Annotated in this window: 27 protein-coding genes; 16 read left to right on the forward strand and 11 right to left on the reverse strand. The window is 61.7% G+C overall.

Going from position 1 to position 25,626, the window contains the following annotated elements:
- Positions 1-407: 407 nt before the first annotated feature.
- Positions 408-2,267, forward strand: coding sequence for an ATP-binding protein (locus B9C43_RS24825; protein ID WP_084429506.1), 1,860 nt, complete (start codon positions 408-410; stop codon positions 2,265-2,267).
- A gap of 182 nt (positions 2,268-2,449) precedes the next feature.
- On the opposite strand, the gene B9C43_RS57625 is transcribed toward B9C43_RS24825, so the two are convergent.
- Positions 2,450-3,679, reverse strand: a complete 1,230-nt coding sequence (locus tag B9C43_RS57625; protein WP_200825681.1) for a hypothetical protein — start codon at positions 3,677-3,679, stop codon at positions 2,450-2,452.
- Between the two features lie 141 nt (positions 3,680-3,820).
- Between B9C43_RS57625 and B9C43_RS24835 the strand changes: the two genes are divergently transcribed.
- Both B9C43_RS24835 and B9C43_RS56830 read left to right on the forward strand, forming a co-directional pair.
- Positions 3,821-4,162 (forward strand): hypothetical protein, encoded by a 342-nt coding sequence (locus B9C43_RS24835; protein WP_084429507.1) that lies wholly within the window; start codon positions 3,821-3,823, stop codon positions 4,160-4,162.
- A gap of 283 nt (positions 4,163-4,445) precedes the next feature.
- Positions 4,446-4,586 carry a hypothetical protein gene (locus B9C43_RS56830; RefSeq protein WP_160096672.1) on the forward strand — a complete coding sequence of 47 codons (141 nt, stop codon included), beginning with the start codon at positions 4,446-4,448 and terminating at the stop codon, positions 4,584-4,586.
- Between the two features lie 124 nt (positions 4,587-4,710).
- Here B9C43_RS56830 and B9C43_RS24840 read toward each other — a convergent pair whose 3' ends face one another.
- Positions 4,711-5,061, reverse strand: coding sequence for a ribbon-helix-helix domain-containing protein (locus B9C43_RS24840; RefSeq protein ID WP_084429508.1), 351 nt, complete (start codon positions 5,059-5,061; stop codon positions 4,711-4,713).
- 442 nt (positions 5,062-5,503) lie between these two features.
- Here B9C43_RS24840 and B9C43_RS24845 point away from each other — a divergent pair, with 442 nt between their 5' ends.
- On the forward strand, positions 5,504-5,914 hold the full coding sequence (locus tag B9C43_RS24845; protein WP_084429509.1) for a hypothetical protein: 411 nt from the start codon (positions 5,504-5,506) through the stop codon (positions 5,912-5,914).
- A 190-nt stretch (positions 5,915-6,104) separates the two neighbouring features.
- Positions 6,105-6,359: a hypothetical protein gene (locus B9C43_RS24850; RefSeq protein ID WP_143446564.1), complete on the forward strand. Its 255-nt coding sequence runs from the start codon at positions 6,105-6,107 to the stop codon at positions 6,357-6,359.
- Positions 6,360-6,962: 603 nt separating this feature from the next.
- On the opposite strand, the gene B9C43_RS24855 is transcribed toward B9C43_RS24850, so the two are convergent.
- Together B9C43_RS24855 and B9C43_RS24860 are read right to left on the reverse strand one after the other, a co-directional pair.
- Complete coding sequence (locus tag B9C43_RS24855; protein ID WP_084429511.1) at positions 6,963-7,793, reverse strand: helix-turn-helix domain-containing protein; 831 nt, start codon at positions 7,791-7,793, stop codon at positions 6,963-6,965.
- A 40-nt stretch (positions 7,794-7,833) separates the two neighbouring features.
- Complete coding sequence (locus B9C43_RS24860; RefSeq protein WP_084429512.1) at positions 7,834-8,217, reverse strand: hypothetical protein; 384 nt, start codon at positions 8,215-8,217, stop codon at positions 7,834-7,836.
- 439 nt (positions 8,218-8,656) lie between these two features.
- On the opposite strand from B9C43_RS24860, the gene B9C43_RS56835 reads away from it, so the two are divergent.
- The 3 genes from B9C43_RS56835 to B9C43_RS24870 all read left to right on the forward strand — a co-directional run bounded on the left by B9C43_RS56835 (position 8,657) and on the right by B9C43_RS24870 (position 10,470).
- The gene (locus B9C43_RS56835; RefSeq protein ID WP_160096674.1) at positions 8,657-8,806 is read left to right on the forward strand and encodes a hypothetical protein; all 150 of its coding nucleotides are present in this window, start codon (positions 8,657-8,659) and stop codon (positions 8,804-8,806) included.
- A 191-nt stretch (positions 8,807-8,997) separates the two neighbouring features.
- Positions 8,998-9,360 carry a hypothetical protein gene (locus tag B9C43_RS24865; RefSeq protein WP_084429513.1) on the forward strand — a complete coding sequence of 121 codons (363 nt, stop codon included), beginning with the start codon at positions 8,998-9,000 and terminating at the stop codon, positions 9,358-9,360.
- A gap of 282 nt (positions 9,361-9,642) precedes the next feature.
- Positions 9,643-10,470, forward strand: coding sequence for a hypothetical protein (locus tag B9C43_RS24870; protein WP_200825682.1), 828 nt, complete (start codon positions 9,643-9,645; stop codon positions 10,468-10,470).
- Here the strand turns inward: B9C43_RS24870 and B9C43_RS24875 are convergent.
- The gene (locus tag B9C43_RS24875; RefSeq protein WP_084429515.1) at positions 10,451-11,662 is read right to left on the reverse strand and encodes a JmjC domain-containing protein; all 1,212 of its coding nucleotides are present in this window, start codon (positions 11,660-11,662) and stop codon (positions 10,451-10,453) included. The genes B9C43_RS24870 and B9C43_RS24875 overlap by 20 nt on opposite strands.
- 1,440 nt (positions 11,663-13,102) lie before the next feature.
- Between B9C43_RS24875 and B9C43_RS56840 the strand changes: the two genes are divergently transcribed.
- The 3 genes from B9C43_RS56840 to B9C43_RS24880 all read left to right on the forward strand — a co-directional run bounded on the left by B9C43_RS56840 (position 13,103) and on the right by B9C43_RS24880 (position 13,870).
- Complete coding sequence (locus B9C43_RS56840; RefSeq protein ID WP_160096676.1) at positions 13,103-13,261, forward strand: hypothetical protein; 159 nt, start codon at positions 13,103-13,105, stop codon at positions 13,259-13,261.
- Positions 13,258-13,416, forward strand: a complete 159-nt coding sequence (locus B9C43_RS56845; RefSeq protein WP_160096678.1) for a hypothetical protein — start codon at positions 13,258-13,260, stop codon at positions 13,414-13,416. Before B9C43_RS56840 ends, B9C43_RS56845 begins: the two co-directional genes overlap by 4 nt.
- Before the next feature lie 157 nt (positions 13,417-13,573).
- A complete protein-coding gene (locus B9C43_RS24880) occupies positions 13,574-13,870 on the forward strand; it encodes a hypothetical protein (RefSeq protein ID WP_084429516.1) in 297 nt (98 codons plus the stop codon).
- Positions 13,871-13,934: 64 nt separating this feature from the next.
- On the opposite strand, the gene B9C43_RS24885 is transcribed toward B9C43_RS24880, so the two are convergent.
- The 4 genes from B9C43_RS24885 to B9C43_RS24900 all read right to left on the reverse strand — a co-directional run bounded on the left by B9C43_RS24885 (position 13,935) and on the right by B9C43_RS24900 (position 16,195).
- A complete protein-coding gene (locus tag B9C43_RS24885; protein ID WP_143446565.1) occupies positions 13,935-14,168 on the reverse strand; it encodes a hypothetical protein in 234 nt (77 codons plus the stop codon).
- A gap of 100 nt (positions 14,169-14,268) precedes the next feature.
- Positions 14,269-14,739, reverse strand: a complete 471-nt coding sequence (locus B9C43_RS24890) for a recombinase family protein (RefSeq protein ID WP_084429518.1) — start codon at positions 14,737-14,739, stop codon at positions 14,269-14,271.
- Positions 14,740-14,744: 5 nt separating this feature from the next.
- On the reverse strand, positions 14,745-14,942 hold the full coding sequence (locus B9C43_RS24895) for a hypothetical protein (RefSeq protein WP_084429519.1): 198 nt from the start codon (positions 14,940-14,942) through the stop codon (positions 14,745-14,747).
- A gap of 194 nt (positions 14,943-15,136) precedes the next feature.
- Positions 15,137-16,195, reverse strand: a complete 1,059-nt coding sequence (locus B9C43_RS24900; RefSeq protein WP_084429520.1) for an ABC transporter substrate-binding protein — start codon at positions 16,193-16,195, stop codon at positions 15,137-15,139.
- A gap of 380 nt (positions 16,196-16,575) precedes the next feature.
- Between B9C43_RS24900 and B9C43_RS24905 the strand changes: the two genes are divergently transcribed.
- The 3 genes from B9C43_RS24905 to B9C43_RS24915 all read left to right on the forward strand — a co-directional run bounded on the left by B9C43_RS24905 (position 16,576) and on the right by B9C43_RS24915 (position 20,828).
- Positions 16,576-18,105 (forward strand): NsdA family TPR-like regulatory protein, encoded by a 1,530-nt coding sequence (locus tag B9C43_RS24905; protein ID WP_084429521.1) that lies wholly within the window; start codon positions 16,576-16,578, stop codon positions 18,103-18,105.
- 48 nt (positions 18,106-18,153) lie between these two features.
- Positions 18,154-18,894 carry an MBL fold metallo-hydrolase gene (locus B9C43_RS24910; RefSeq protein ID WP_143446566.1) on the forward strand — a complete coding sequence of 247 codons (741 nt, stop codon included), beginning with the start codon at positions 18,154-18,156 and terminating at the stop codon, positions 18,892-18,894.
- A 389-nt stretch (positions 18,895-19,283) separates the two neighbouring features.
- Positions 19,284-20,828 (forward strand): ATP-dependent nuclease, encoded by a 1,545-nt coding sequence (locus B9C43_RS24915; protein WP_084429522.1) that lies wholly within the window; start codon positions 19,284-19,286, stop codon positions 20,826-20,828.
- A gap of 438 nt (positions 20,829-21,266) precedes the next feature.
- On the opposite strand, the gene B9C43_RS24925 is transcribed toward B9C43_RS24915, so the two are convergent.
- Positions 21,267-22,790 carry an IS1634 family transposase gene (locus B9C43_RS24925; protein WP_456077598.1) on the reverse strand — a complete coding sequence of 508 codons (1,524 nt, stop codon included), beginning with the start codon at positions 22,788-22,790 and terminating at the stop codon, positions 21,267-21,269.
- Positions 22,791-22,918: 128 nt separating this feature from the next.
- On the opposite strand from B9C43_RS24925, the gene B9C43_RS24930 reads away from it, so the two are divergent.
- Positions 22,919-23,275: a VOC family protein gene (locus B9C43_RS24930; protein ID WP_020641977.1), complete on the forward strand. Its 357-nt coding sequence runs from the start codon at positions 22,919-22,921 to the stop codon at positions 23,273-23,275.
- On the opposite strand, the gene B9C43_RS24935 is transcribed toward B9C43_RS24930, so the two are convergent.
- On the reverse strand, positions 23,194-24,114 hold the full coding sequence (locus tag B9C43_RS24935; protein ID WP_235038855.1) for an alpha/beta fold hydrolase: 921 nt from the start codon (positions 24,112-24,114) through the stop codon (positions 23,194-23,196). The genes B9C43_RS24930 and B9C43_RS24935 overlap by 82 nt on opposite strands.
- Positions 24,115-24,385: 271 nt before the next feature.
- Here B9C43_RS24935 and B9C43_RS24940 point away from each other — a divergent pair, with 271 nt between their 5' ends.
- On the forward strand, positions 24,386-25,612 hold the full coding sequence (locus B9C43_RS24940) for an L-histidine N(alpha)-methyltransferase (protein ID WP_143446567.1): 1,227 nt from the start codon (positions 24,386-24,388) through the stop codon (positions 25,610-25,612).
- Positions 25,613-25,626: the final 14 nt, after the last annotated feature.

Consider the following 25,626-nt stretch of genomic DNA (forward strand, 5'->3'; position numbering starts at 1 on the left):
CACCTACCGGGGCAAGCGGTCCTACTTGTGTTCATTGGGCGAGTTCGGTCTGCGCCGTCGATCAGCCGCTTCGGTTTGCGAAGCAAGTTCTGTTCGCGCCGAGCTCGGCGTCGTTCTTTCACTGGATGCAGCGCAGGTTCTGCGACGGGTGCGGTCTGCGTGTGGTGCAGAGTCCTTGCGAGGGCCGCGAGCTTCCGCCTGCGGCTCTCGATCTGGCGCCGTTCGCGAATGCGAACGACCTTGGTATAGCGGGTCCGGGGCACGGAAGCCCTCCTTGACGTGCTGGGGCGGATCGAGATGAGGTCGGCTGCTTCGCCGACGCTGTGCAAACTCTCCATCCGAGGCACGCTGTAAAATGAGCGCAGACTGAGCGAGTTCTGCGAACTGAGCGGGAAAGGCCAGGAGTCGTGGAGCGACAGGCTGAGACCGACGACCTCAGCTCGCTCGAGGCTGAGTTACACACCTGGCGCAAGACGCCGTTCGACCGGCTGCTGACCCGTCGGCCTCCCTTCCAGCTGACAGCGCTCACTGAAGTCGCAGCGCAGGCACGTGGTGTTGGGCGAGAACAGATCCGACTCCAAGACATCCGAGCAACGCTCGTTGCGGTTGTTGCAGCAGTTGAGCAAGCACGTCCGGCTGCTCCGGCGCGAGCGCCTGCAGGTGCGATCTGCAGTCCGGGGATCATCCGGGAAGTCTTCGGCTTGACTAATGCCTCCGAGAACGCCAGTACGCAGGCACGCGAGGAACTGGCCGGACGGACTGTGACCCCAGAGCTCAGTTGGCATACGATTCGCAAGCACCGCAAGGCGTATGTTGATCAACTCGCCTTCTGGATCCGTTCGCCGCAGTCGACGCCGGAGCGCCCGACGATCACCGGTAGCACACCGCTTCGCTCGATCCCACGTTCGACGGACCTTGCTTGGCTGCACACGACGTACCGAAACCTGATGGCAGACAACGGTGGACTGTTTCTGCTCTGGGGGCTAGACGGCATGGGCAAGTCCACATTGGCTCGTCGTTTCGCTAACCAAGTTGGGACGCCCGAAGTCACAGGCTTCATACGACTGGGGCGTCGCGGCCTCTACGAACGTGACATACGCCAGGTGTTGTCGCGTGAAGGCGTCGACGACAGCCCACTGTCCGATGAGCAGTGCATCGCTCGTTTTCGCGCAGTTGCCGCCCGGTTCAACGCCATCCGCCTGTTGGTGCTTGACGACGTGCGTACGGAAGAGAACATCCACATGTTGCTTCCACACGGCAGCAACATCCCTGTCCTGATCACCGCTTCCACACGTCCGACGTTTGGCAACGAATGTGACAGCACCCCACCACCGGCCCGGCTGATCACCGGGGTGCCTGACGAAGACGTCCGAACCTGGTTACGCGACCAACTCAAGGATGTCACGGCGTTGACCGAGGAGACCCTCGACGGACTCACCTCGGTCCTCGGAGGGCATGCTGAGGCGATTCACCTCGTTGTTCGCTACCTTAAGAGCGACAACGCCATGAGCCCTGAAGACCTGCTGGAAGACATCTCCAGGCGCACACAGCATGCCCTGCACGACCTCGCGGAGCTTGGGGAAGTACCACGGAGCCTGTCGGTTATCGTGGAGGGACTTTATGAAGCGGTCCGAGACGATCCAATGGCGAGCGCCATCTTGGCGAGCATCGTCTGGACGCACAGCGGCGGTGAACGCCCACGAGACCTTGTCGTGGAGATCGCTGGACATCTCGCTGGTCGACCAAGTCCGATAGAGCTGCAAGCCGCCGTGCACCGTCTCGAACGCCTTGGCCTAGTTACACAGACAGAGACGTCACTGGCCGTTCCGAGGCTCACCGCGCGGATCCTGCGTGATCTGTTGATCGGCGACCAAGAGCGCGTTCTCCTGGCGTACGAGCGAGCGATTGCAGAGCCTCCGGTGGTTGGAAGCCGCAGCACGCTGCTGGAGATTCTCAGGCACGAGTATCAGTTTCTGGCGCCGCTTCGCCCCGGGTTGGCGCAAGCGCTCTCTAACGCACACACACCGCTGCCCGTGCTGCTCCCGCTCGATGACACGATGTGGGCGCTGTTCATGACCGATGGAGCCGACAACCGCCGAGTGACGCTGTACCGTGCAACCAAGCGATCATTGCTCTATCTGGACCACGAATCGTTTAGGTGGCAACCTCTAGCAGGCGGTTGCGAGGACGAGATCCTTGAACTTCTAAGTCAGGTGTATCCGACTATTTCAACGTGTTGGGCACAGGTAACTGGCTACAGAGCATAAGGGCTGTAGCTGCCTAGATCCGTCCGCTCACCATGCCCAAAAGGCTCGAAACATACTTTACGTCAAGAGAGTCGGAGTGGTTACCATTCCGAGCTACGCTCACGTCGATGATGCGGTTTATCCCGCTCCTTGTGAGCGGGCGTCAACTTATGCCACCTACCTGCTTCGCGGTGGTGCAAGCATTAGCTCTTAGGTGCCATGACACAAGACGTTTTGGATGGACTTGTTTGCTGATCGCCGTTGGAAAAATAGGCCTCCACGTAGACGCAGCCGCGAAGCGTGACCACCATCGGACCAAGGCCATACTGGATAGGCGTGGGACTTGACGGTTCAGGAAAATCGAAGCGACTTTTCGTGTCAGGCCGGTGCCCAACCACGTGCAGCGTCCATCCGGCGGGGATTTGATACAAATCGGTCTCATTGCCGTTCCACAGCACCCGCCCCCAGATAACCGGACAGATAGGCGACGTGCGCAACTGGATATTGCCAACCGGGCGGCCCTCAGGCCCCATAACTAGAGGTGAGCTGGCCTGGACAAGCTGGCTAGGGGGAGGTTCGGCGCATCGGGAGTTTGCGCCGTCGAATCCCCGAGGATCCTTGCCATCGTAACGGGCTTCGAGTTCTGCTGCTGCGGGCTGGTTCGAGCCGGGCGTATCAGGATTCGACATAAAGGAGATCGTTGCTATAGTCGCGCCAACTACGATAACCACACCGACGGCATCCCGGATGGAGCGTATTCTTCGGCGAGGCCCCTCTTTGGTAGTGGTCACCGGTACATCTGGAGGATCCGCCGCTGCCAGAACACTATTACTTGCGTTCGTCGGGACGAGCTTGAGATCCTGCGCCAAGGTGAGCGCTCTGTCGCGATAGTTGTGAAGAAGGTCATAGAGTGCATCGACGATAAGAGGGATCCAAACCTCTTTCTGAGCGAGCCGGGCTGCCTCGTGTCTCATGATCGGCGGATTGGCTTGCAGGATGGCGTCTTCTCGTTGTGCATCGTCGAGCTGCTCTAATTTCGCCAGATGAAGCCGTACCCCCTTGGAGTCGGGCGTGTTCCCGGCCTCGGGATTGGGGAGGATCGGCCTATGGCGCTGCACAATCTCGTGAATTTGCGCCTCGCTGTACCGACTAAACCCCAGCAGTTCGCGGGCTGAGTTTAAGTTCTTGCGCTGCTCATTTTTGTCGGCCACCTCAATCCCCACCGCGATGGCCGTTCGCAGGAAGCCTTCGACCAAATCGCCCCGCTTGGCGCCCGTAGCGACAGTCGCCAGGTCAAGTCGATCAGTAACGACGTCAGAAATGACCTGTGCGCGAGGGAAATGGTATGGCGGCGGCTTGCTGTGCCCGCTCTTGATCGTAATGATCTCGCCCAGCGCCGCTACAAGATCGTCTTTTGGCCAGTCATCCGACATTGCCCACCTCCCAAGAAGACCACGGGAGCCTAGCCGCTGCGTGATCACCTCATTACGGGGGGGCTGCTCCGCCTTATTGACGGGCTGCCAATAAAATGATACAAGAAATATGGGGGCGGCCTTACATTTAGTGAGGTCACCATGAGCTATGTCGAATCTGCGGCCGAAGGCTTCTGGGACTATGTCAGAGAAGGCATGCCAAAAGACTCCTTGGATAATTGCACTTCGGTCGAACAGGTAATCCTCCATTGGGTCATGTACGGAGACGCTGTCGCGGATTGCTCGTTCAATTACCACCTGTACCTCTCAGCTATCGCGGACATCTTCGCTCAATGGCACGACGGACGATGGGTCGAGGGTAAAGAGACAGCCATTCCTGACTCGATTGTGCGGGCGCGTGCCAAGAGGAGCGACCGCATCTACGGCGAAATCTTCGATCCGTACACCTTTGTGGTGTACGACAAGTGGAAGCGGAACCGGTGAAGCTGAGGCGAGAACGCCAGCCGTCGCGTTTCCTGTAGGCGTTCCACGTACTTCTATCCATCCTGCCGCCCCGGCCCGCTCCTTACCAAGGGGCGGGCATCTCTCCCTGGTGACGTCCGGCCCTGACCTGCGCCGCCTCATGATCCATCTTTAGACCTTCTTTCTCCCTTCTTTTCATCGCCCTTAGTCAATCTTCTGTTTTTTCTCGACGGCTAAATTGCGCGTCCATACCGTCGGCATTGGGTGCGCACCCCTCCATGTCACTTCGGCAGAGGGGATCCCAATGGGTTCCGACGATGGCGACGAAGACGCAAAGAAGAAAAAAGAGCAGGATGCTCTCAAAGCTCGCCTGGCAGAGCTCAAAAGGCTGCACGAGGAGATGCAGCGTCGTAGGAACAAGGGGCAAATAGAGTACGACCATTGAGGTCGCATACGTCCTAACGTGAATTTAGGCGGGAGCCTAGTCCGTGCCGTGACCCTTTTTTAGTCACTGCACGGACGGCTCCCGCCTTTGTGTGTTCCTAACGTACGCCAGGAACATTTGGCGGCTACTCGTTTATGGGCTTGGCTTGTTGGCGCTTGCTCGACCGCGGTGAGCCTTCGGCCTCACCCTCAGATTTGCCGTCATCTCCGCCGAAGATCGCCGCGATAGCCGCGCGCTCTGTCTGTGCTTTACGCTCGATCTCAGCCCGGACCGCCTTCGCCTTCTGCAGCACCTTCGGGTCGGACTTGGTCTTCTCGATCCAGTGCTCCAGGGCCAGGCGGATCTCCTCGGTCGCAGAGCGGCCGGTGAGCTGGGCGACGATGTCGAGCTGCGCTCGTAGATCCTCGGTGATGCGGACGGCGAGCGTGCGAAGCTGGCCGGCGCCCGCGGGAGTAGTGGATGACTGCTCGTTCATGGCGAGCCACCTCCTCGGTGAGTTGCGGCCGACAACTCGGAATGAGTCATCTAGAAGCCGCAGGACGCCGACGAGGTACCTTCTTGTCAACTGCAATTTCTGCAATGTTTGACTACTCCATCAATCACTCAAGTCGCGATATGAAGCAACCGTATCTTCGCGAGTGATGTAAAAACTACACGGCTCACACGGTGTTTCGAGCTTGGAGCGGCATGCTGGAGCTCTGTCGAATGCCGAATCAAGCAATGCGTCACGCCCGATGCATCTGAATTGCGGCGGTGACTATTTCCTCCTCGAAACCTCTAGTCTCGAACGAGAAAATGCGCCATTTGGGTGATCTTGGGCGCCTCCTGCCTGCTTTTCTGGCCTTTTGAGACCCACCGAAGCCACTGTCGATCTCGCGGGGCGGTTATCGCCGAATTGGCCTAAGAAAGGCGGGCAGATGGCCAAACACGAACTCGACGGCCGTGTGTATGGCAGTCGCTACCACGGAACCCGAACCACTACCGATCTCGCGGATTTGGCAGAGCGCATCATCACCGAACTTCCTTCGGCGGGCGCAGAGAACATCCCTGTTGGCACAGAGTTCAGCATCCACGTCATGGTTGGCGTCCTTCTTCACGTTTACGTTGGCGGCTTGTCCGATGAGTTCACCTTCAGCGATCGGACGTCGGGGCGTCACAGCGAGCAAGCGACCGAGCTGGGCAACGCGCTTACTCGCATCGTGGAGTCTTACGGCTGGACAAACCCCAGCGACCCGACCGACCGTCGCTTCGTCTGCTCGGTCTACCTGCTCGCCGAATCGGACTTTCGCAGCAGCTTCTGGACGCCCGGCGTCGTCCGCGTCGCCTGACCCTGGGACTGCTGAATGTGTTCCGACGAGCAGCACACGACCAAGCCGCCATCAGCGAGCGACGTGAAGGTCGCATATGAGACGTACTGCGCCGCCGAGACGAAGTTTCTGGAGGTGCTAACTCGGTACGCGAAATCGAAGCCGGACGGCGCCGACCCGTTGTTCAACTCCTTCCCCAGGGAAGCAGCCTTTGCTCCGGGTGCTCCACGCTCTGTCCGCCGGCTACGGGTGGAGCGATGAGATCTACAAGGTGAGTACGCGCGCCCAGGTCGCCCAGGCACAGCTACGCGGCTTTGTCACACGCGACGAGCTGCACGGCGGCCTCGTGCTCACGGACAAAGGAGCCGAAACGCTCCACCGTTGGGTCGAGTACATGGTGCCCTTGAAGGAACAACACCCTCGTTACCGCGAGCTGTGGAAGTTGGTGACAGGGCTGGAAGGGTGACGAACGGAGCAGTCGCCTGCTGTCTGATGCCCAGACGGGCTCTCGCTTCAGTCTCCGTCCACTATCGCCAGCACCTCCGCCGTACGTCCCCACGCCAGACTCATCCCAGCACCCGTGTCCGTAGTTATGGATGACTCGGCTGGCCGCGATGCTCTTCGTCAAGCCGAATCTCTGGACGCGTGGGGCGAGCCCAACCTGTTGCTTGAGGACGGTGGCATCTCGCAACGTCAGCTGTATCGCTATGCACCGCGCCAAGATTGCCTCAGCTGTAGCCGGATCCGGCTCACGGTTCCAAGAACCATTGTTCGGCAGTGCCACCAAGCACAATGTGGTCTGTGTATGGAGGGAGATGGCGATCAAGTCGGTCGACTCGCCGGTGTCGCCTTTGAGGAACGCAGTGGGTGCGCCGCCCCAACAACCAGCGCACCCCAAACCAGCCTCGCACCTGCGTAGCCCTGCTCTATCCGCTGCGGCAAGGCACAGCCGGGCACCGCAAAACGAGGACTTCCCCTGTGGGTGTTAGCTCTCACCATCCGGCCGTCCGGTCATGTCTCCAAGCACAGCCAGCCGTCGGTGAATGTTCGGCGCTGTGCCGCCACGTCGCTACAACACAGCGCCAAGCATTTCTTGAAGCAGCGCCATGGTCTGCTGTGGACTGTGTGCCATGCGCGCCAGCTGATCCAGTGCACACTTGACCTTCGACACCGTCCCGGCCTCCTGGGACTCTGAGAGTCCTAGCAGGGTTTCCGTGAAAGCGATGTCAGGTTCGCTCTGGTCGGCAAACGACAGCAGGATCAGCGAACCGCTAAGACCCGCATGAACCTCGTCCGTCTGCGGCACGATCTGGAGCGTGACGTTCGGCAACTCGGCCAGTTCCACCAGCCGCAGCAGCTGGGTACGGTCGACACCCTGCCGGAGCACCGGTTCGTACAGCAGGGCGTGCAGTTGCAGCGGCGTGTCGGAGACCAAGCGCTCCTGCTGGCGCATGCGAACCTTGACCAGACTTTCAATGGCCTTGTCGCTACGAGGTTCCGGAGAGTGAGTGAACACAGCGCGGGCGTACTGTTCCGTTTGCAAAAGTGCCGGTACGTACCCGAGTTGGAACTCATACTTTGCCGCGGCCTCGTCCTCCATGCGCACGTACCGCTCGTCTTTCAGGCCGTAGGCCGCCCACCAGCCCCGCGCCCGGGCCAGCTCCCAGAGCGACACATACGGCGCAAAATCACAGCTCACCACGCCGTAGACATCAAGCAGCATGACCAGCTCGTGGTAGCTCGGCAGCTGTTTTCTCTCGATGCGGCTGAGTTTCTTGAACTCGATCCGCGCTCGATCGCCCGCCTCGGCTTGGGTCATGCCTGTCTGCTCGCGCAGGCTCTTTAGCTGACGCAGCAGTTGACGGCCGTAGTAGTTCGGTGGCGGTGTTTGCCCTGCCATGAATCAAAAGTCCTTTGTGTACAGGATAAGTTGATGTGTCTTACAGTGCATCGGGTGTGACAATCGGCAGCACCGCGGTCGGAAAGTCCCCGGCGGTCCAGGGTTCGTCCGCACCGCGGGCCCGCTGTTCGTCTTCCCGGCGCCAGTTCAGCCGGAGCGCAGAACCTTCACCTTCGGTGCGGGTCAGCAACTCCTGGACCGGGATCTGGCGTGGTTGTTTTGACGGCGCCTCACCAAATAGCGGCTCGGTGCGGTCGTCAGACTCGAGGTCCCTGTGTCGGCCGACGGGTGCAAAGAAATCGTGAGCGGTTCGGGCTGCGGCCTTGGCTTGCCTGACGTCGCGCCGCCAATCCACGATCAGCCACCACACGACTGACACCAAGCCAGCGGCCAGAAGGAGCACCAGCCACACTGGACCGGTCACCGCTTGGCACCGTTGTCCGGGCTGCCTGGTTCACGCTGACCGTCGATGACCGGCGCAAAGGCCAGCCGACGCATCCGCGGGGATTGCCGCATGGGTGCCGCTCCACGTTCTTGTACGGGGATGAGGTGGCGGCACCCGCCACCAAGGGCTTGGGAGGCCACCGAGTCCGTTCCTTTGGTAGGAGGGGTGTGCCGGGCCCGGCGTGTCCCGGTCGGGAAGGGACAACTTCCTGGTAGCGGATGCCAGAAACGACCTTGGCCGACTCACGCGAGTACGCCCACCGGACGATCATGGGGGTTTCCTCCGGTCGCCGTATGAGCGCGACCTGGCAAAACGTTAAACCCATGGCAACTCTCCCCGGTTTATCCGGAGAAACAGTCGCGATTTGCGGGCCCCGAACTCGGCGACCAAGCCCTGCATGCTGGGGTTAGCCGACAGCGTGGCTCCACGCCATGGCCATGTGTTCTACATCGATGTGCCGCGGCCGACCGACGGCCTGCACGTGCAGTTCGACTACACCGCCGTTGATCTTCGGCGGGTGACACCTCTCGACTACTTCGCCGGTAGCCCCGTGTTGACCAGACGTTGAAAGTTAGTGCGGCAAAGACAATCGACGTTGGCCTTGATGGCTGGGTTGTTCCCACGGTCGGGTGTCGCGTTCGTGTGGATGCTTGCTGATGAAGCCGCTATCGACAAGAAGTAGGCGCCGTGGCTTGTGCAAGCAGTGCTGACCGGCAACTATCTTCCAATGACTGTCTGGTCGCCCGAGTCGAAGCAGCCGTGCTGCAGGCGCTCGAGGAAGTTGAACCGGCCGAACCTAACCGCGACCACCTCGGACTGCCGTTCATCACGGCCTACCAGCTTGCGATCAAGGTCGACCGGATCTTGCCGGAGCTCACCGAAGAACTCGGAGTGGCTGTCGGCGGCGAAGGGACCGGTCAGCACAACAGCCTGACCAGTTACCTGGCTCACCAGTTGTCCCAGCGAATCAAGGATCCGACACGGAACTTCGGCGTCGAGGGCGCACAACTGTCCAATGTCGACGTTGCTGAAATGTCGTTCCGAACGGCGGACGGCGAAGTCATCAGCAGCAGTAATGTTGGTGCTCGCTACGACTTGTCGATGTTTAGATTACGCCGGTAGCTCGCAAGGCGCCTCGCTCGTCGATGTATCTGCTCACGCGTGAGCTCCTCGAAGAGCTGCAGGTTCTCCGCTGTCGCGGTCCTGTAGGTGATCCCGATGCTGTTTGGGTACTTGCCAGGGCGGCTAGGGAGCTTGCCGGGAGTGACGTCTGGGTACGGAGCCTCGACAAGTCGGTGAAGAGCTCGGCTAGCCTCGAGAAGTGGTCAATCGACTTGAAGGCGTGTGCGCAAGTTATCCCGAGATCGCTGACGTCCCGAAAATGGTTTCGTCTAGTCTGTGGCAGTGCCTCTCGATCTCCGCACCTTATCCAATGACGAGATCATCACTCGTGTCCAAACCGCCCTCGCCCTCAAATTCGATCTCGCCACCCAGGTCAGCAAGCGCCGCTCCCTCGGCTTTCGCACCACCAACGACACCTGGGTGCGCATCGAGGTGCGCGCTCTGGACAGGATCGACGGCCAGGGTTGGAACGGCGTCGAGTGTGCTGAAGTGCTTGAGAGCGTCAGTAAACCCGCGTGGCACCAAGGCATTGCCTGGATTGACCGTAACGCGGGACTGGCCTGGCGGGCCGACGAAACCGAACTTGTACTCGACCCGCCCATCAAGCCCGGCGGCATCCTGGCAACGCATCCGAAGCTGTCAGCGGAGTGGTGGCGCATCTTCAACGCGTCGCTCGATGCGCTTGTTGCTCACCACACGACCCGCCGTGCCACTCCTGGCATGCGGCCGTTGACACAGGATCGCGTTACTGCTGCCATCCACCAGGTCTTCCCGGACGTCGAGACCACAGTGGACGAATGGGCAACCGCTCACGGCGACTTCGCCTGGGCCAACCTGACCGCGCCGAACTGCGTCATCCTCGACTGGGAAGACTGGGGTCGTGCGCCGCGTGGGTATGACGCCGCCACGTTGTGGAGCGAGTCATTTGCCGTCCCCGGGCTCGCCGAGCGCATATATATGGAGCGACGCGACGATCTCGACTCCCACACCGGCCGGCTGATGCGCCTCTACCGCTGTGCCGTGCTCATCGCCGCTGGCGACCGGTCCGGGGCCTTGCTCGAACCTGCCAAAGCCCACGCCGCTCAGCTCGTTAGCGAACTTGGGCCGTGACCATGTCGGCGTACCCGCTGGCCAGTTCCGGCGTCAGCTCGGCGCAGATGTCTTCGTCAACCAGAGCACGGGCGACGACTGCCGCACTGTCGCCCACCGCGGCTACGGCGTCAGCCACCGAGACGGGTGAACCGCCGAGAAATATGTCCAGAGCGGGGAGCGCGGCCGCTGCAAAGGTGATGCGGCGGCCACCCGCGGCCACCACCACCGATTCATCGCCGCGCTCGATTAGCGGCGCGAACTCGGTCACGCACACCACATCGGTCAGTGGGCCGAACAGGCTGTGGGTTTGGATGTGCCGGGCAGCCGGGCGCTGGATGTTGCGACGGGTCAAGAACTCGGCGATCGGCTGGGACGTCACCAGCCGGATCGCTTCGTCCAACAGGTCCAGGCGCTGATCGTTCCGCTGCGCGTCGGTTCCTGTGCGCAGCAAGTCATGGCGCAGTAGTTCGCGCTCCCGGCCTTGGTCGGCCACCCACGTGAGCCAGTCCACGCCGGTGCGCTTGGGAATACCGAAGGTGGCGTGCAAGCTGAAACCGTCGCCGCGGTCCTCGCGGGTGGCCCGGTGCCAGTACCCGCGCGGGATGTGCATGACATCACCCGGCCGCATGATGCCGGTCCAGACCGTTTCTTCGCTCGGCTCGAGGTTGGGCTCGGCGTCGCGGTACATCGGTGCCACACGGGACAACCCGCGGACTTCCCATGCCTTCTCGCCTGCCAGCTGCACGACCAGGACATCGTGGTCGTCCCAGTGCAGGTTGAAACCGCCCGACGTGCCGGTAGTCAGGTAGCAGTTCACTTGGACGAGTTCGTCGGCCCACCACTGCAAGGCGCGGCAGGCGACTTCCATCGTGGGGTCGTAGGTGTTGACTTCGTCGAGGATCAGGGTGCAGCCGGAACGCAGAAAGCCGCCAACCCGGCGCATGTCAGCCATGGGCACGCCCCAGCCACGGCGCGCCGTGGAGATCGGCAAGTACTGCTGGGGATGCACGTCGCCGCCATCGGCCAGGATGCGCAACCGGTGTGGGGCAAGGCTACGCCGCATCACCAGGTCGAGCAGGCGGGTCGGCGTCAGCAGCCGGGTGCAGACTTCCATGTCATCGATGTGGCCGAGGGCGAACGCGGCGCCGAGCTGGCTTGGCCCGGACCAGCCCAGCGCCTTCTCGATGCCGTGAATCAGTCGGTGTTCCATGTCGGATTCCTTGTCTCGTAACGAGAAAGGAGGTTCTGCGCGTCCATGTCCCGCAGAACCTCCTAGGAAATCGGCAGATGTTGACGATCAATCAGAACGAGCTAGGCAGGGTCGCGGGTCTCGCCCTCGTCCATGCCGTCAGACATGTGCAGCTCGGTACGATCCTGCGCACCGTAGGCTGCCTGGACCGATTGGATGACCTCGGCCGGCGTTGGTGTGGGCGCAGGCGTTGCCGATGGTGTCGTCACGACGTGCGTCACCTCCTTTCAGTACTGAGGAGTGTTGAGAACCAGCCAGTGGCCAAAGGCCTCGCGCGACAGGCGGTCGTGATTCGCCGAATCAGTAGCCAACGGCCTGGCTGGGGCGCCGACGGCCACTGCGCGGGCCGCTCGAAGAGCCCTCAGCCGAAGCGCTGGCTTCTTCTGACGTTAGGACGTTCTGGCGGTGGCGTGTCGGAGTTGCGTCGACGAATTTCGGTGCAGCAGCAATGAAGTTGTTGGGGCGATCTCCCCGGGCTGCTACTACGCAGGGCCACCACCCGATTGGCGGGACGCGGGAACGAAGCACGGTGGGCTGCTCGTCGTGCCACAGGTCACGTTCGTCGCGCGTCGAGATGCAATCCCGCACTATGGCGGCTTTCCTTGCGGGCAAAGAGAAACCAGCACTGCTGCTTGTTGAGTACTTCGTGATGTCAACAGACTGCGGCCTCCGAGGATGCGCAATCGGTTGCAGTGCTCGGGAATCCAGCCGTATCAGCAGAAGGTTGCTGCTACGAAGGCGGAATCTGCGAGGCTACGTGTCCAGAATCGTCCGACAAGGACAGTCGAGGTCGAAACAGATATGTCAAATGTGGACAAGCCTATGGCTGCTCCCGCATGTCTGGGGAGTGGTGACCGTTAGGCGCAAGGCCATGGTCGTGTCGTTGGGCGGCGTAACAAGTTGCCGCATCGCCTGGATGGCCCCATGGTCCTGCTCGCATGGACACTCACAGTGCACTCTCGGGGCACGGTCGGTTGACATGCCGACACTAATGAGTGAGTACTGTGTAGGAATACGGCTACAAAAATCACGCGATGCAATAACCGAAGAAGCCCTGCAATTGCATCGTCCGTTTGGTCGAACCGTTGCGCCATAACCGCTTGGCGCGCCTCAGTGGCCACTTGGCGCTACTGGCAACCGCTCATCGACTCGTTCGCCAAGATGGAGAGCAGGGGGAGGGGCCTAGGGCGTCTTCCCCTGCTGCACAAAAGCGGCCCCCTGCATCCTTTAGCCCGGAACAGGGAGCCGCCGCTGTGTTGCATCTATGCCTGACCCATAGCAAAGATCAGGAAAGGATCAACACAAAACCGATGGTACGGCCATCTAAGGGATCAACTCCAGACCAGGGGCGGTCACCCAAACCGGTGACTCATCGCCACCTGGCAAATCACACCCGTCGTAGTGACGAGGTGGGCCTCGGCGAGCTGCTTGACCAGGCCGCAGTTCCTGCGGCCCAAGAAGGGCTGCCCCACCGGCGGCCGCAGCGTGGTCGGCATCGCCGAGGACGTCGTACCAGCTGGGCGTGCCTGGCTGAACGTGTCCTTGGCGGCTGGCCGATGACATTGCGGGCAGCGCTTTTGCTCCTGATCGTGCTGACCGGTATGGGAGTGACGCTGGTGGTAGTTGTCGGGCTGCCCGGCACCGCGTGTGTGGCGGGCTTGAGTCTGCTGCTCCAGGCGGTGATGCGCCGGATGAATCGACTGCAGACCGCGTAACCCTCGGCGGGGAGGAGCACCCGCAAGGGGCGCGAGTGCTCCTCCCCGCTTCTTCATGCCGCTGTTGTGAGGATTCGTTCCTGACGACAGCGGCTGCTTCGCCATGGTCGCAATACCGAGCTTCCCTGATGAGCTTGCGGACTGTCTGTGGTGAGACATGGTGCCGCTTGGCCAGGGCATGGACGGTCAAGTCCTTGTTGGCGTCGAATTCAGCCGTGAGAGTTGCAGCAAAGGCGGCGCGCTCCGACCCCCGCAGGTCGAACATGTCGCGGCGCGGAGGCAAATCAGCGCCAGCTTCCTCGAGGAGTCGGCGAACCGTGCGGTGCGCCATACGGTGTCGGCGTTCCATAGCGACCAGCGGTTGCCCGGCTTGCCACTCAGCCAGGAGTACACGTCGCATGACTCGACGTGGCGGCCGATCGCCCGGCTGGCCAAGCGGAGAGGGATCGGATAACGGTGGCATAGCCTTCTCCAAACGCAGCAGTGGACAGCGTTGGGTGTTGGCGTTATGGCTGGCGTTAGCTGTGATCAGGCGGCCGCGTGTCCACTCCGGACAGGGCGTGCATCGCGGCGTGCCACTCCAGAGCCCGGCCGAGCGTCACCAACTGGTGGCCCAGCTCGGCTTCGCTCTCTGGCCAGGTCGTCACCCGGAACTGCTTGTCCATCGCGCCCAGCACCTGAAATACAAACTGCTCTAAGTCACTACGAACGAAACTCAGTCTTGCGACCAGGGCCAGTTCGCCGTCGTCCATCATCGGCTCCGATGTGGAGTGACAAGCGCCAGGAGGGCACCGACGAGAAGTCCTGCTGCGGTCGGCAGGACGAGCGCTTCACAGAACTGGCCAAGTAGTGTCAGCACGGTGCATCATCTCGATGGCTGTCTTCCTCAGTGTCGTCAAGCGCCGTGCTAGTCGCGCCATTCAAGGACGCCTCGAACTCATCGATGGCGATCAGCTTCGCGCCGGTGCGTCGGATTTGGCGCAGCAGCACGGCCAACGTTTCCTCGTGCGCCGACAGATGCGTGCGACTCGGTACGACGACGCCGTACGAGCCGACCAGCCTGCAAACATCCAGCAGCGACGAGAACCCTGGCCGGGCGACGTCCGAGTCCTCAACACCGAAGTCGCTGAAGACCGTGCCGATCATGTAGCCGTAGGTCTGGCAGAACGCCATCAGATCGGTCTTGAGCGCCGCTGCTCGTTCCCTGTCTCCTTGGGCGACACGCACGTAGCCGTACAGCACCCGTGGCGGCAGTTGGCTGGATTCGCCCGTAGGTCGCGGCTTGTCTCGTTGTGAGCGGCTGTTCTCCTGGTGAGCGCTCATAGCCTCTAGAACCCCTCCCGCAAGCGGTACGCCAGCCGCAGGTGATCGCACGGCCACGCGGTACCGCAGCGCACACACCGCTGGAGCCCTCGGGTTGGCGTGTGCAGCAAAAAGGCCAGTACCGTCAGGCCGTACAGCTGGACCGGTTGTGGCAGCGGCGCATCGTTCATCGACGGCTCAAGCGACGTCGCTGCCGTACTCATGAGCCGATCATTTGTCGTGTCGTTGGGGCGCAAGGGAATGACGTTGTGATGGCGGGTTCCATCACCGATACGGACACCCATGACTGCTTCACCTGCCAGGTACTGTGAGGGTGAGGCGCGGTCCCTCCCCAGGCGCGCGTCAGGTTCTGGTTTGTCGTTTGCCGCCAGCGGGTTGCTCGCGACCATGGCACGGCCTACTTGCTGGTCGTCACCCACGGCGCCGGTGGCGGCGGTGGCAGCAACATCCCCGCGACGTCTAACTCGGCCAGTCGCTCACCGGGGACAACGGGGTGCCGTTTCGGCAGTAGGCCGAACTCGGCCATCAGGTCAGCAGGCCGCTGGATGCGCCGGGCTTCAAGGGTTTTGGGGTACCGGCAGATGGTGACGAGCGAGGCCACCATCGGGGTGATCTTCAACTTGCCGGTGAAGATCTGCTCCAACCGCGGGCGGTCCTGGGTGTCGTCGACGGCCCGCGCCATGGCGCGCTGGAACGCCGCCACCGTCCTCGGGTTGGTCTTGACGAACGTGTCGAGTGCACCCCAGCCGGACAGGGCGATCTCATTGGTCGGCCCGCTGGCGATGTCGAAGATCGCCCTGATCCCCTTGTTCTGCTCTGCTTGGGTGACAAAGGGTTCGCCGAAGACTGCCGCGTCCACGTTGCCGTTTTGGACGCTCGGCTCCATGTCCGGGAACCGGATCTCGATCCACTGGAGTTTGGTCGGGTCGACGCCGAACGTGCCAAGCACCGAACTGGCCGCAAGGTCGGAGATGGTGCCCCGGCCCGACACCGCCACCTTCTTGCCGACCAGATCGGTGGCCTGCGTGATGGGCGAGTCCTGCTTGACCATCACCCGGGAGTGCCCGTCGCACGCTTGGTAGGCGTCGCTCACCAGCTTGAAGCTGGCCACCTGCTTGGCCTGGGCACCGAAGAACGCCGGATAGCTGGAGATGCCGAAGTCCAACTCTCCGGCTACCAGCTTGGTGACGACGTCCGGCCCACCGGCCGCCGTGATCGGCTCGACGTCGAGGCCTTCTGCTTTGAAGTAGCCGTTCTCGATAGCGAGGTAGAGCGGCGCCACGTCGACGATCGAGAAGACGCCGACCTTCACCTTGGTCTTCTCCATCTTCCCGATCGGCGCCGGCGACGGGTCACCGGACGACCCGTCGAGCAGGCCGCAGCCGGACAGGCCGGTCATCAGGGTGAGGATGGCCGCCGCAAAGGCCAGCCGATGCATCCGGGGGGATTGCCGCATGGGTGCCGCTCCACGTTTTGGTACGGGATGGGGTGGCGGCACCCGCCACCAGGGCCGTGGGAAGCGACCAGGTCGGTTCTTCTTGACAGGCGGGGTACTACTTGACGTCGACCTGGCACGTCCTTCGTCGGGAAAGGACGTTTCCTGGGGGCGGGTGCCAGAAACGACCTTGGCCGACTCACGCGAATCCGCCCACCGGACGATCACGGAGGTTTTTCCCGGTGGTCAAACGCGTCTGCACCTGCGAAGACGCCGCGAGGACGGCCACTTTCCCCGGTGTATCCGGAGAAATCTTCACAGTCCGGGCGCTTGAACTTGCTCCGGGCGGCGGCGCAGTCTGGAATCCGTCCGGCCAGTGACACCAATCGCGGGGAGACGAGATGGGGAAAAGCGTGACCAAGGCGCAGCGGGAAGAGTTGCGCCGGGCCATGGCGACCGCAGGTGTCGACATAGCTGGCATCGCCAGCGAGATGCAGCGCCGCTTTGCGTTCCGACCACGAGAATCCTGCCGTCACGCTCACGGCTGGAGCCAGGACCAGGCCGCCCACGCCTACAACATCGCCGAGGGTTCCGGCGACGCCCCAATGACCGGCACGCGCATCAGCGCCTACGAATGCTGGCCGGTGAGTGGTGAGCGCCCTTCGCCGCGGACGCTGACCATACTGGCGCGAGCTTATGGGGTTAACGTGAGCCAGCTCATTGATTTCGAGGACTTGGAGCACATGCCGCCCGGCGATCGGCAGCTTATCCTCGAATTGTCAGGCTTGGCTTCAACCACGAGGCCAGACGTTCGCTCAGCTGCGGCACCGTCCGTGGAGCTCGTGCGAGACATGCCGTCACCTGTTGTCCCGGCGGAGCCGCTTGCGACTGCACCGCCTGGTGGTGCCATTGCCGTTCTGGAAAAGGCGTTTCTGATGAACACCGCTCGTGAATCAGCTGCGTTTGCCCACCGGGCAGGCCAAACCAACATTGGGCCGACCGACCTCGACCAGCTTGACGCTGATCTTGATCGCATCGCCCGGGATTACCTCACTGAGCCCTTGATCCCCCTTCTCGGCGACATGCGCGAGTTGCGCAACACCGCCTTCGGTTTGCTCGAAGGACGGCAGTATCCCGAGCAAAGCCGCCACCTGTACCTGCTTGCCGGTCAAGCCTGCGGGCTGCTCGCCAGCGCCAGCAGCGATCTGGGCCGGTACGACGAAGCCGATACGCATGCACGGACCGCGTGGCTGTGCGCCGAACTGGCTGGGCACAACAAGCTTCGCGCCTGGGTGCTGGCGACACGGAGCATCATCGCGTTCTGGGATGGCCGCGGGCATAAGGCGGTTGAACACGCCCGTCACGGCACGGAGTACGTCGACGGCCTGGAACTCGTCCGTCTCCATAGCCTCGAAGCCCGTGCTCGAGCCCGTCTCGGCGATGCAGCCGGGACGCAGACAGCGATCCGGTCCGCGGCCGACGCGCGCGAGCGAGTCACTGATGATCACGAATACTCCGGCATGTTCGCTTTTCCTGTGGCTAACCAAGAACGCTGTGCAGGTAACGCGTATCTGTGGTTGCAACAGCACGAGGACAGCATCCGCTCGCTGGAGCGTGCACTGGCCGCCTTCGAGGAGGATGCGCATCCGGAAGAGCCCTCGTACGCCCACACGGCAGTGACCAGACTTGATCTCACGATGGCTCACCTACGGCTGGGAGATTTCGAGGGAGCCCGGGAGTCGCTCGCCCCCGTCCTCGACTTGCCGCCGGCCAAACGCTTGGCAGGCGTCGTCCGACGCAGTGAGCGGCTCCAGCGGTTGCTTGCGGGCCATGCCTTCAAGACAGTCAGTGGTGCGCGCGGACTATCAGAGACCATCGAGACGTTCTCGGCCGGGGCGTCGCTCAAACAGTTGCCAGGCGCCACGTCGTAGCAGTTCGACGTTCAGCACGGCGTCCCTCGGGCGAGGACAATCTTGGGCATGTCGACCACCACGCCCGCCATGACCCTGACCGTGCTCGGGGCCGCCACGCCGTTCCCCAAGCCGGACGAGCCCTGCTCCGGCTTCTTGTTGCAGGCGGACGGCACGTCGATCTGGATCGACGCCGGCTCGGGCACACTGGCCGAGTTGCAGCGGCACGTCCCACTTGCTGCCGTCGACGCGATCTGGATCTCCCACTTGCATCCTGATCACTGGGCGGATCTGCTGGCGGCTTGGAACGCCTACGCCAATGATGACGCGTTGCCTCGTCCCACAGTCTTCGGCCCGCCGGGATGGACACACAGACTCGACAGCGCACTCGGCCAGCATGGCGCGGCGGCCAAGGTGTTCGAGGTGGTGGAGCTGGGCGATAGGCTGAAGACGATGGTGGGACCGATCGAGCTGCAGGCCTTTGCGATGCACCACAGCGTGCCGACGTTTGGGGTGCGGGCCGAGGCGAGCGGCCGCGTCATGGCCTACTCCGCAGATACCGGGCCGTGCAAGGCACTGATTGAACTCGGGCAAGGCGCGGACGTGCTGGTGATGGAGGCGGGGGCGAGCGAGCCAAGCGAGTTCCACTGCACGCCGGAGGAGGTGGCGCGGACCGTCGGCAATGCCGCACGGGTACTGCTGACGCATCTTGCGCCAGGTCTGGAGACTGACGTCGCTGTTGCACGTTTCCAAGCGGTCAGCCCGGTGCTGGTGGATGTTGCGTCAGTGGGTTTTCAGTTGACGCTTTAGTTGCGCTGCTTAGGCAGGGAGAGGCGCTGGAGGCGACTAACGACCAAGCGCTGGTAGTGAAGCTCGCGTGAGCATTCTCGTCCGGCCGGACAATATTCCGGCCAGGACGGCGTCCCTCACGGGGGGATGGGACAACTTGGAGACCTGCAGCCTGTTGACGATGCGCCGGCGTGTGAGGGCTTTGATGTGCAAGATCAAAGAATAAGGCTATGTGCTGCACTATGCGAATTAGTTTCGCTTCCGCGCCGCCGTACCTATTGTGTTGAGCACTCGGCCGCGGTCAGGCATACTGTGACCTTCTGAAAGTGACGTTCGTAAAGGCTGTAGCGGGGTAGTTCCTCTCGGCGATGCAGCTCACTGGGCATTGGAAGAGAAAGTAAAGGCTCACGATGAAGGTTCGTTCCCTGCGCATCGCCAACTGGAAGAGTTTTGCCGACAGCGGCACCATCGAGTTGGATGACATCAACCTGATCGTTGGCCGAAACAATAGCGGCAAGTCGGCTGTTCTGCGTGCGCTTTACCTGATGCAAATCGGTGCTGAAGCTCTGAGCTCTGATGTTCGACTCTTCTCCGGAGAACGTTTTAGTGCAATCGCAACTTCCTTTAGTGGGGGAGACCTTATTCGTGATCTAGAGAAATACTTCAGAATCCAGCAAACGCCTCAATCTGACACGGTAATCACGAACGTGCAGCGACAAGGTGCTGACCATCTCGCTCCCGCAATAACCCTCAAAGTGGAAAATGGTGAGGGGAATATCGGCGCCAATCGAATTTCCCATACCGAGCCGAATAACTTTATCTACCCGTACCTTGCGCGACGGAAGGTCACCGCGTTCGACACGCAGGTCGATGGCGATCGAGTTAAGGCGGTGACTCCCGATCTTCGCAACCTAACGGCGAAGGTTCTTCGGCTGGCGGATAGCACGTACGGGAAGCATGTTGAATTCACTAAACTTTGCGATCAAGTACTGGGCTTTCGCGTTGGTGTGTACGCGGCCGAAAATGGCCAAAAGGTCGGTCGATCGGTCGGTCCGCATGATCACATACCAATCGAAGCCATGGGTGAAGGTGTCGCCAGTCAGCTTGGCCTCATCGTGGACCTGTGCATGGCAGACGGCAACCTGCTCCTGATCGAGGAGCTGGAAAACGACATCCACCCGCAAGCACTTAAGGCGATCCTGCGGGTGATCGTCGAAAAGTCAGCGAGCAACCAGTTCGTCATCAGCACGCACAACAACATCGTGCTCAAGTACCTTGGTGCCGAGAGTAACGCTCGCATCTTCACGGTTGCATCGACCTTTGCAGAGAACGGCGTACCGACGTCGACCATTGAGCAGGTCGAGAACACGCCGGCCGCGCGTGTGGAAGTCCTCCGGCAGCTCGGCTACGAGCTGCATGATTTCGACTTCCACGAAGGCTACCTCTTCCTTGAAGAGTCCTCGGCCCAGACGATCATCCGCGATTACCTGGTGCGATGGTTCACCCCTCGCTTGACGCGCCTTCAGATAGTTTCAACCAGCGGCGTCGACAGGATAAAGCCCTTCTTTGAGGACTTCCGCCGCTTGTTCCTGTTTACCCATCTCGAATCCCACTACCAGGGTCGTGCGTGGGTCGTGACCGATGGCGACGACATCGGAAAGGAGGCGATCGAGAAGCTACAGAAAACGTATAAGGTGTGGGAGCCTGACCACTTCCGCACGTGGTCTGAGGCTGATTTTGAGCGCTACTATCCAGCAAGGTTCAAAGAGCGAGTGGACAACGTACTGGCGTTGAACCACCACGAGAAGCCAGCAGCCAAGAAGCAGCTCTTGGCTGAGGTAACACAGTGGTGTGATGACAACGAAGATCAGGCAAAGGCGGCGTTTGCGGCGTCGGCGGCCGAGGTCGTAGCGTTCTTGCAGGAGATCGACCGTAAGCTGTTTGGGACGCGTTAATTTCTTGATGGCGGATGCTGCAGGATAGATAGAGCGGCTTACGCCAGTGAGTTGCAAAGGACCGCTACTGCCAGTTCCTGACGTCTTACTCGGGAGCGCAGACCTCTTCGTCACCGTTGCACTCCCACACGCTCACCGTACAAGCCACATCCCCAAAGTTCTCCAGCTGATACCACAGCGTGTAGTCCCCATCGCCGTCACGCCTTATTGGTGCAGCGGTGATGTTCTCTTCAACATCCGGCTCGTACGTTAAGCACAGCCGTGGTGGAGGCATTGTGCTTTCATATGTCCCCACCTCCAGACGTGCTGCCTGACGCGGCTGAACTGTCACCTGATCAATCATCTCACCATGTCGGTACCTGTCTGCATCCCGAGTCATATTCATCTTTTCTACCCTCCTTTAAGGGACATCACGCTTTAGACCTGACTTGGCTCAAATTAGTGCGCACCGCGGTCGTGGATGCGGGTGAGGGCATCGCGGAGGTCGTCGGGTAGCGGGTCGACGGCGGTGAGGGTGTGCTCGCCGGCCTGGATGTTGATGGTGCGGTAGCGGCGGGTGGTGCGCACGAACTTCTTGATCGACCAGCCGGTGGTCTGCTCGATCCACCTGCTGACGGCCAGGGCGGCGAACACGACCGTCAGGTGCGCGTCGATCGACTCGCGCTTGTGGTGGTAGATCGGCCGCGCACGGAGGTCGTGTTTAGACATTCGGAACGACTTCTCGATGTGGAACAGTCGGTGGTAGGCGTCGATCACGAACTCGGCGGTGACGTCCGGGAGGTTGGTGACGTAGCCTTTGAGGCCGGCAAGGGCGCGTGCCTTGGCTTCCAGGGTCCGGTTGACACTCTTGGTGGCGCCGGTGAGCTGGATGAACCGGTTGCGTTTGACCGCGGTCTTGCCGGCGACGGCCTGCTCGGCCTTGGCGACCTGTTCGTCAATGCCGTGCAGGGTGCGCCGAGCCCGGTCCGCCCGGTACTGGTAGTAGATGATCTGGTCGCGGCGCTGGTCCTTGGGGCCGGCAGGCCAGGGCTGGGTGAAGATGTGCCCGTCGGGGATCTGCTCATCCGGGTGCTCGTGGCGCCACGCCTGGACCACGTACGGCACGTCGGGTATCCGCGCGCCGAGGATGAACGACAACCCCGCGGCCTCGATGGCCTGCTGGTTGGCCGCAGAGATCATGCCAGCGTCGGCCACGACCGTGACATCAGCCAGCTGGTGGGCATCCATGAACGCACGGATGGTCGGCAGCATCGTAGTGGTCTCGCCCCGGTTGCCCTCGAACGCGTTAACCATCAACGGAAACCCGCTTGCGTCGGTGAGCAGCCCGATCGTGATCTGCGGCTCCAGGCGGCGTTCTTTGGAGAACCCGGGCTCACGGAACCCGTCCCCGGCATCGGTGTCGAAGTACAAGGTGGACACATCGTAGAGAACCAGTGACGCCGGCCCCAGATCAGCGGTGCGGGCGCACGCCGCGGCCAACTTCTGCCGCCAGGACTCTTTCGCGAACGCGGGCAGACGCCGCTTGAGGGTCGCGTACGCCGGCGGGTCGAAACCTGCCTCCTCGACCACCCGCAGACTGTCCAGCTTGCTGGTCGGCTCGACGATCCGTGCCAGCACCAGTGATCGGAACACCTCGTCACCACCAGCGGCCTCCTCGAACCCCAACAGCTGGTAGGCGTGGCCGAGCGCGTCCCACAGGTACCCCATCCGCGACGACGTGATCGCAAGCGGCCCACCACCAGCACCACTGCCGGCCTGCAACGCCGCGAAGTCCGGGCCAAAGTCGAGCTCGGGCTGCCCCACAGCCAGACGCTGCCTCGCCACCGCCTTGAGCGCCTCCAACGCCGCATCGTCATGCGCCGAGCCGATGTGCTCGATGTCCCGCGACCCGCGACGCGAGGAGTGCACGATCTGCACCGCCCTGGCCCCCGACGCCGTCTTCACCGTGCGCACATACGCCACGAGAGACAGCCTAGAACCGGCCGCTTAGTGCGCAGATTTTCGCCGTTCACACGACGAAACCGCAGCTCAACAGCCAGCACCCTACCCAAGATCAGCGATCTTGAGCCAAAGTCAGGTAAGGTGACGCAATGGTCATGCGGGTGGCGGTTCCCGTGCTGCCGTGCCGAGATGTGCAGGCAGCGCGGTCGTACTTCACGGACGCGCTCGGATTCGACACCATATTCACCTGGGAGACCCCACCTAGCTACGCGGCCGTGATCCGCGACACCGCCGAGTTCCACCTGTACGCCGAAAGCAGCGTCGGCCCGGCCAGGGTGACGGTTGTCGTCGACGACGTCGATTCCTGCCACGACGAGCTGCGCGCCCGCGGCGCCGACATCGTCGAGCCACTGGCTGACCGGCCCTACGGGATGCGCGACTTCAACGTACGGACACCCGATGGGCACTTGTTGATCTTTAGCCAGCCGCTTACCGAGTACGGGTGACCATCAGCGGACCAGCCGGAAGAATGACCGGACCTCGTCGACGAACAACGCCGGCTGCTCGAACGCCGCGAAGTGGCCGCCCTTGCCGGGCTCGTTCCAGTACCGGATGTTCGGGTCGGCCGGCGCTCCGCCCACCGCCGAGACGGGCGCTGCAGCTCCTTGGGGAAGACCGAACAGCCGGTGGGTACGGTCACCGGCGCGCCGGCCGACCCGGAGATCCATTCGTTGACCTGCCGGAGGCTTTCCCAGTACAGCCGGGCGGATGAGGCACCGGTGCCGGGCAGCCAGTAGAGCATCAGGTTGTCGAGCAGCTCATCCCGGGTAATAACCCGATGCAGGTCGCCACCGGAGTCGGTCCACGACCAGAACTTCTCGACGATCCAGGCGCAGAGGGCGGCCGGCGAGTCGACCAGCTCGTAGCCGACCGTCTGCGGCCGGGTCGACTGCTGCGCCGAGTATCCGGAGCCCCATTCGTCCGCCTCCCGCAGTGTCGCGAGCGCCGCCCGCTCGGCACCGGTGAGGTCGTCCAACGTGGCCGGATCGGGCGGTGCGAGCGGCGGCATGAGATGGATGCCGGCGACCCGATCGGGTTGCCGTTGACCGATGCTCGTGGCGATGCTGGTGCCCCAGTCGCTGCCCTGGGCGCCGAACCGCCGGTAGCCGAGCCGGGCCATCAGCTCGCACCACGCGTCGGATATCCGCTCGATCCCCCACCCCGGCGCGGCCGGCTTGTCGCTGAAGCCGTAACCGGGAAGCGATGGGCAGACCCCTAGAACCGGCCGCTTAGTGCGCAGATTTTCGCCGTTCACACGACGAAACCGCAGCTCAACAGCCAGCACCCTACCCAAGATCAGCAATCTTGAGCCAAGTCAGGAAGGGACATCACGCTTTAGATGTGCCCATTATTAAGTGCTCTTGCTTTACAAGGCGGCCCAACCTTGCGAAAATGAGATATGCCTTAATCCGTACACGGGGCCGAAGGCAAATGTGAACAAGACGTGCATATATGCTGTGTGTTCACATGCACGTGGATGGCAGTACTGCTATTCAAAGGATACACTTTTTACTAAATCATAGTCAACAGTAAGTTGGTAGGACACTCGTCGCTTCATGCAGTATTACAAAAATATTGAAATCTCTAAGAGGTACCACGTCTCTTTAACCGCCGTCGCTAAGTGGATCGAGGCTGCCAAGCGAGGCAGGATTGAGTTACAGCTACACCGCATAGGTGTAAGGGCCTACATCGCCAGCACCGCCAAGAACCAGCTGGTGATGGACGAGCTGGCTCGACAGGGCAAGAAGTTCATCAACAGCCGGTCCCGCAAGACCGTCCGGCCGAGCCAGCATTTCTATGAGCTCTACAGCCGCCAGGAAATCTTCGACATCATCGCCAACATCGAAAAGCATCGCGAGATACCGCTGCAATACGTCTACTTCGACGGCGGGGCCGAGTACTGGGACAAATACATGCAGAAGCTGCTCAGCGACGAGACACCCAACACGCTCACCAGCACCCTCAAGCTGTTGGAGTTGGCGCATGGTGCCATCACCAACCTGATCGGTGAACACAGGCGCATCAATGTGATCGACCTCGGCGTCGGCAACGCCATGCCGGTCCGCGGTCTACTGAGCCACCTGCTGGCTGAAGGCCGGCTCCACCGCTACCTCGCCCTCGACGACAGCCAGGCCATGCTTGACATCGCCGAGCGCAACGTCAAAGCGTGGTTCGACGGCCAGGTCAACTTTGAGGGCTACGTCCGCGACATCCTGACCGACCGCTTCGACGACCTGATCGCGGCCGACTCGTTTGACGGCAGTGACTCGCTGAACCTGGTACTGCTGCTCGGCGGCACGCTTTCCAACCTGCCCGACCCTGAACACACCCTCCAGCTCATCCACCGCAGCATGGACCGGCGTGATCTGCTGGTATTTACCCGGAAGCTGGACACGCCGCAGGCCCGCACGTTCTTTGACTTCAACCCTGACGACAGCGTGGCGCCACTACCACCAAGCCAGAAGATGATCCCGGATCTATTGAACATCGACGAGTCGTTTTATGACGTGGAGCAGCTGTTTGACCCGACTGATCAGGCGCGCTACATCCGTATCCGACTCAAGGTAACACTATCCATCGTGTTTGAGATGGGCGGCCGGGAGCGCACCGTCACCCTAGACAAGGGCGAAGCGTTGCTGCTCTGGCGGGCCAGGCATCAGAACACGCTGGATGTTATCCGGCAGTTTGACCGCAACAACTTTGAGCTGCTCAACACCAGCAAGATGAGAAACAACGAGTATATCCTGCTGGTGTATGAGGTGAGGGAGGATGCGGGGCGGTAGATACGTCTTTTCTA

The organism is Kibdelosporangium aridum (genome assembly GCF_900176515.1).
GTDB lineage: Bacteria > Actinomycetota > Actinomycetes > Mycobacteriales > Pseudonocardiaceae > Kibdelosporangium > Kibdelosporangium aridum.

Excerpts from the sequence above, each read along its gene's own strand:
- B9C43_RS24910 (WP_143446566.1), top strand. The coding sequence starts at position 18,154 with ATGTCGACCACCACGCCCGCCATGACCCTGACCGTGCTCGGGGCCGCC.
- B9C43_RS24855 (WP_084429511.1), bottom strand. The coding sequence starts at position 7,793 with ATGGCAGGGCAAACACCGCCACCGAACTACTACGGCCGTCAACTGCTG.
- B9C43_RS24930 (WP_020641977.1), top strand. The coding sequence starts at position 22,919 with ATGGTCATGCGGGTGGCGGTTCCCGTGCTGCCGTGCCGAGATGTGCAG.
- B9C43_RS24880 (WP_084429516.1), top strand. The coding sequence starts at position 13,574 with ATGGTGCCGCTTGGCCAGGGCATGGACGGTCAAGTCCTTGTTGGCGTC.
- B9C43_RS24940 (WP_143446567.1), top strand. The coding sequence starts at position 24,386 with ATGCAGTATTACAAAAATATTGAAATCTCTAAGAGGTACCACGTCTCT.
- B9C43_RS24895 (WP_084429519.1), bottom strand. The coding sequence starts at position 14,942 with ATGAGTACGGCAGCGACGTCGCTTGAGCCGTCGATGAACGATGCGCCG.
- B9C43_RS56845 (WP_160096678.1), top strand. The coding sequence starts at position 13,258 with ATGACATTGCGGGCAGCGCTTTTGCTCCTGATCGTGCTGACCGGTATG.
- B9C43_RS57625 (WP_200825681.1), bottom strand. The coding sequence starts at position 3,679 with ATGTCGGATGACTGGCCAAAAGACGATCTTGTAGCGGCGCTGGGCGAG.
- B9C43_RS24845 (WP_084429509.1), top strand. The coding sequence starts at position 5,504 with ATGGCCAAACACGAACTCGACGGCCGTGTGTATGGCAGTCGCTACCAC.
- B9C43_RS24915 (WP_084429522.1), top strand. The coding sequence starts at position 19,284 with ATGAAGGTTCGTTCCCTGCGCATCGCCAACTGGAAGAGTTTTGCCGAC.
- B9C43_RS24875 (WP_084429515.1), bottom strand. The coding sequence starts at position 11,662 with ATGGAACACCGACTGATTCACGGCATCGAGAAGGCGCTGGGCTGGTCC.
- B9C43_RS24840 (WP_084429508.1), bottom strand. The coding sequence starts at position 5,061 with ATGAACGAGCAGTCATCCACTACTCCCGCGGGCGCCGGCCAGCTTCGC.
- B9C43_RS24890 (WP_084429518.1), bottom strand. The coding sequence starts at position 14,739 with ATGAGCGCTCACCAGGAGAACAGCCGCTCACAACGAGACAAGCCGCGA.
- B9C43_RS24885 (WP_143446565.1), bottom strand. The coding sequence starts at position 14,168 with ATGGACGACGGCGAACTGGCCCTGGTCGCAAGACTGAGTTTCGTTCGT.
- B9C43_RS24835 (WP_084429507.1), top strand. The coding sequence starts at position 3,821 with ATGAGCTATGTCGAATCTGCGGCCGAAGGCTTCTGGGACTATGTCAGA.
- B9C43_RS24905 (WP_084429521.1), top strand. The coding sequence starts at position 16,576 with ATGGGGAAAAGCGTGACCAAGGCGCAGCGGGAAGAGTTGCGCCGGGCC.
- B9C43_RS56830 (WP_160096672.1), top strand. The coding sequence starts at position 4,446 with ATGGGTTCCGACGATGGCGACGAAGACGCAAAGAAGAAAAAAGAGCAG.
- B9C43_RS24900 (WP_084429520.1), bottom strand. The coding sequence starts at position 16,195 with ATGCGGCAATCCCCCCGGATGCATCGGCTGGCCTTTGCGGCGGCCATC.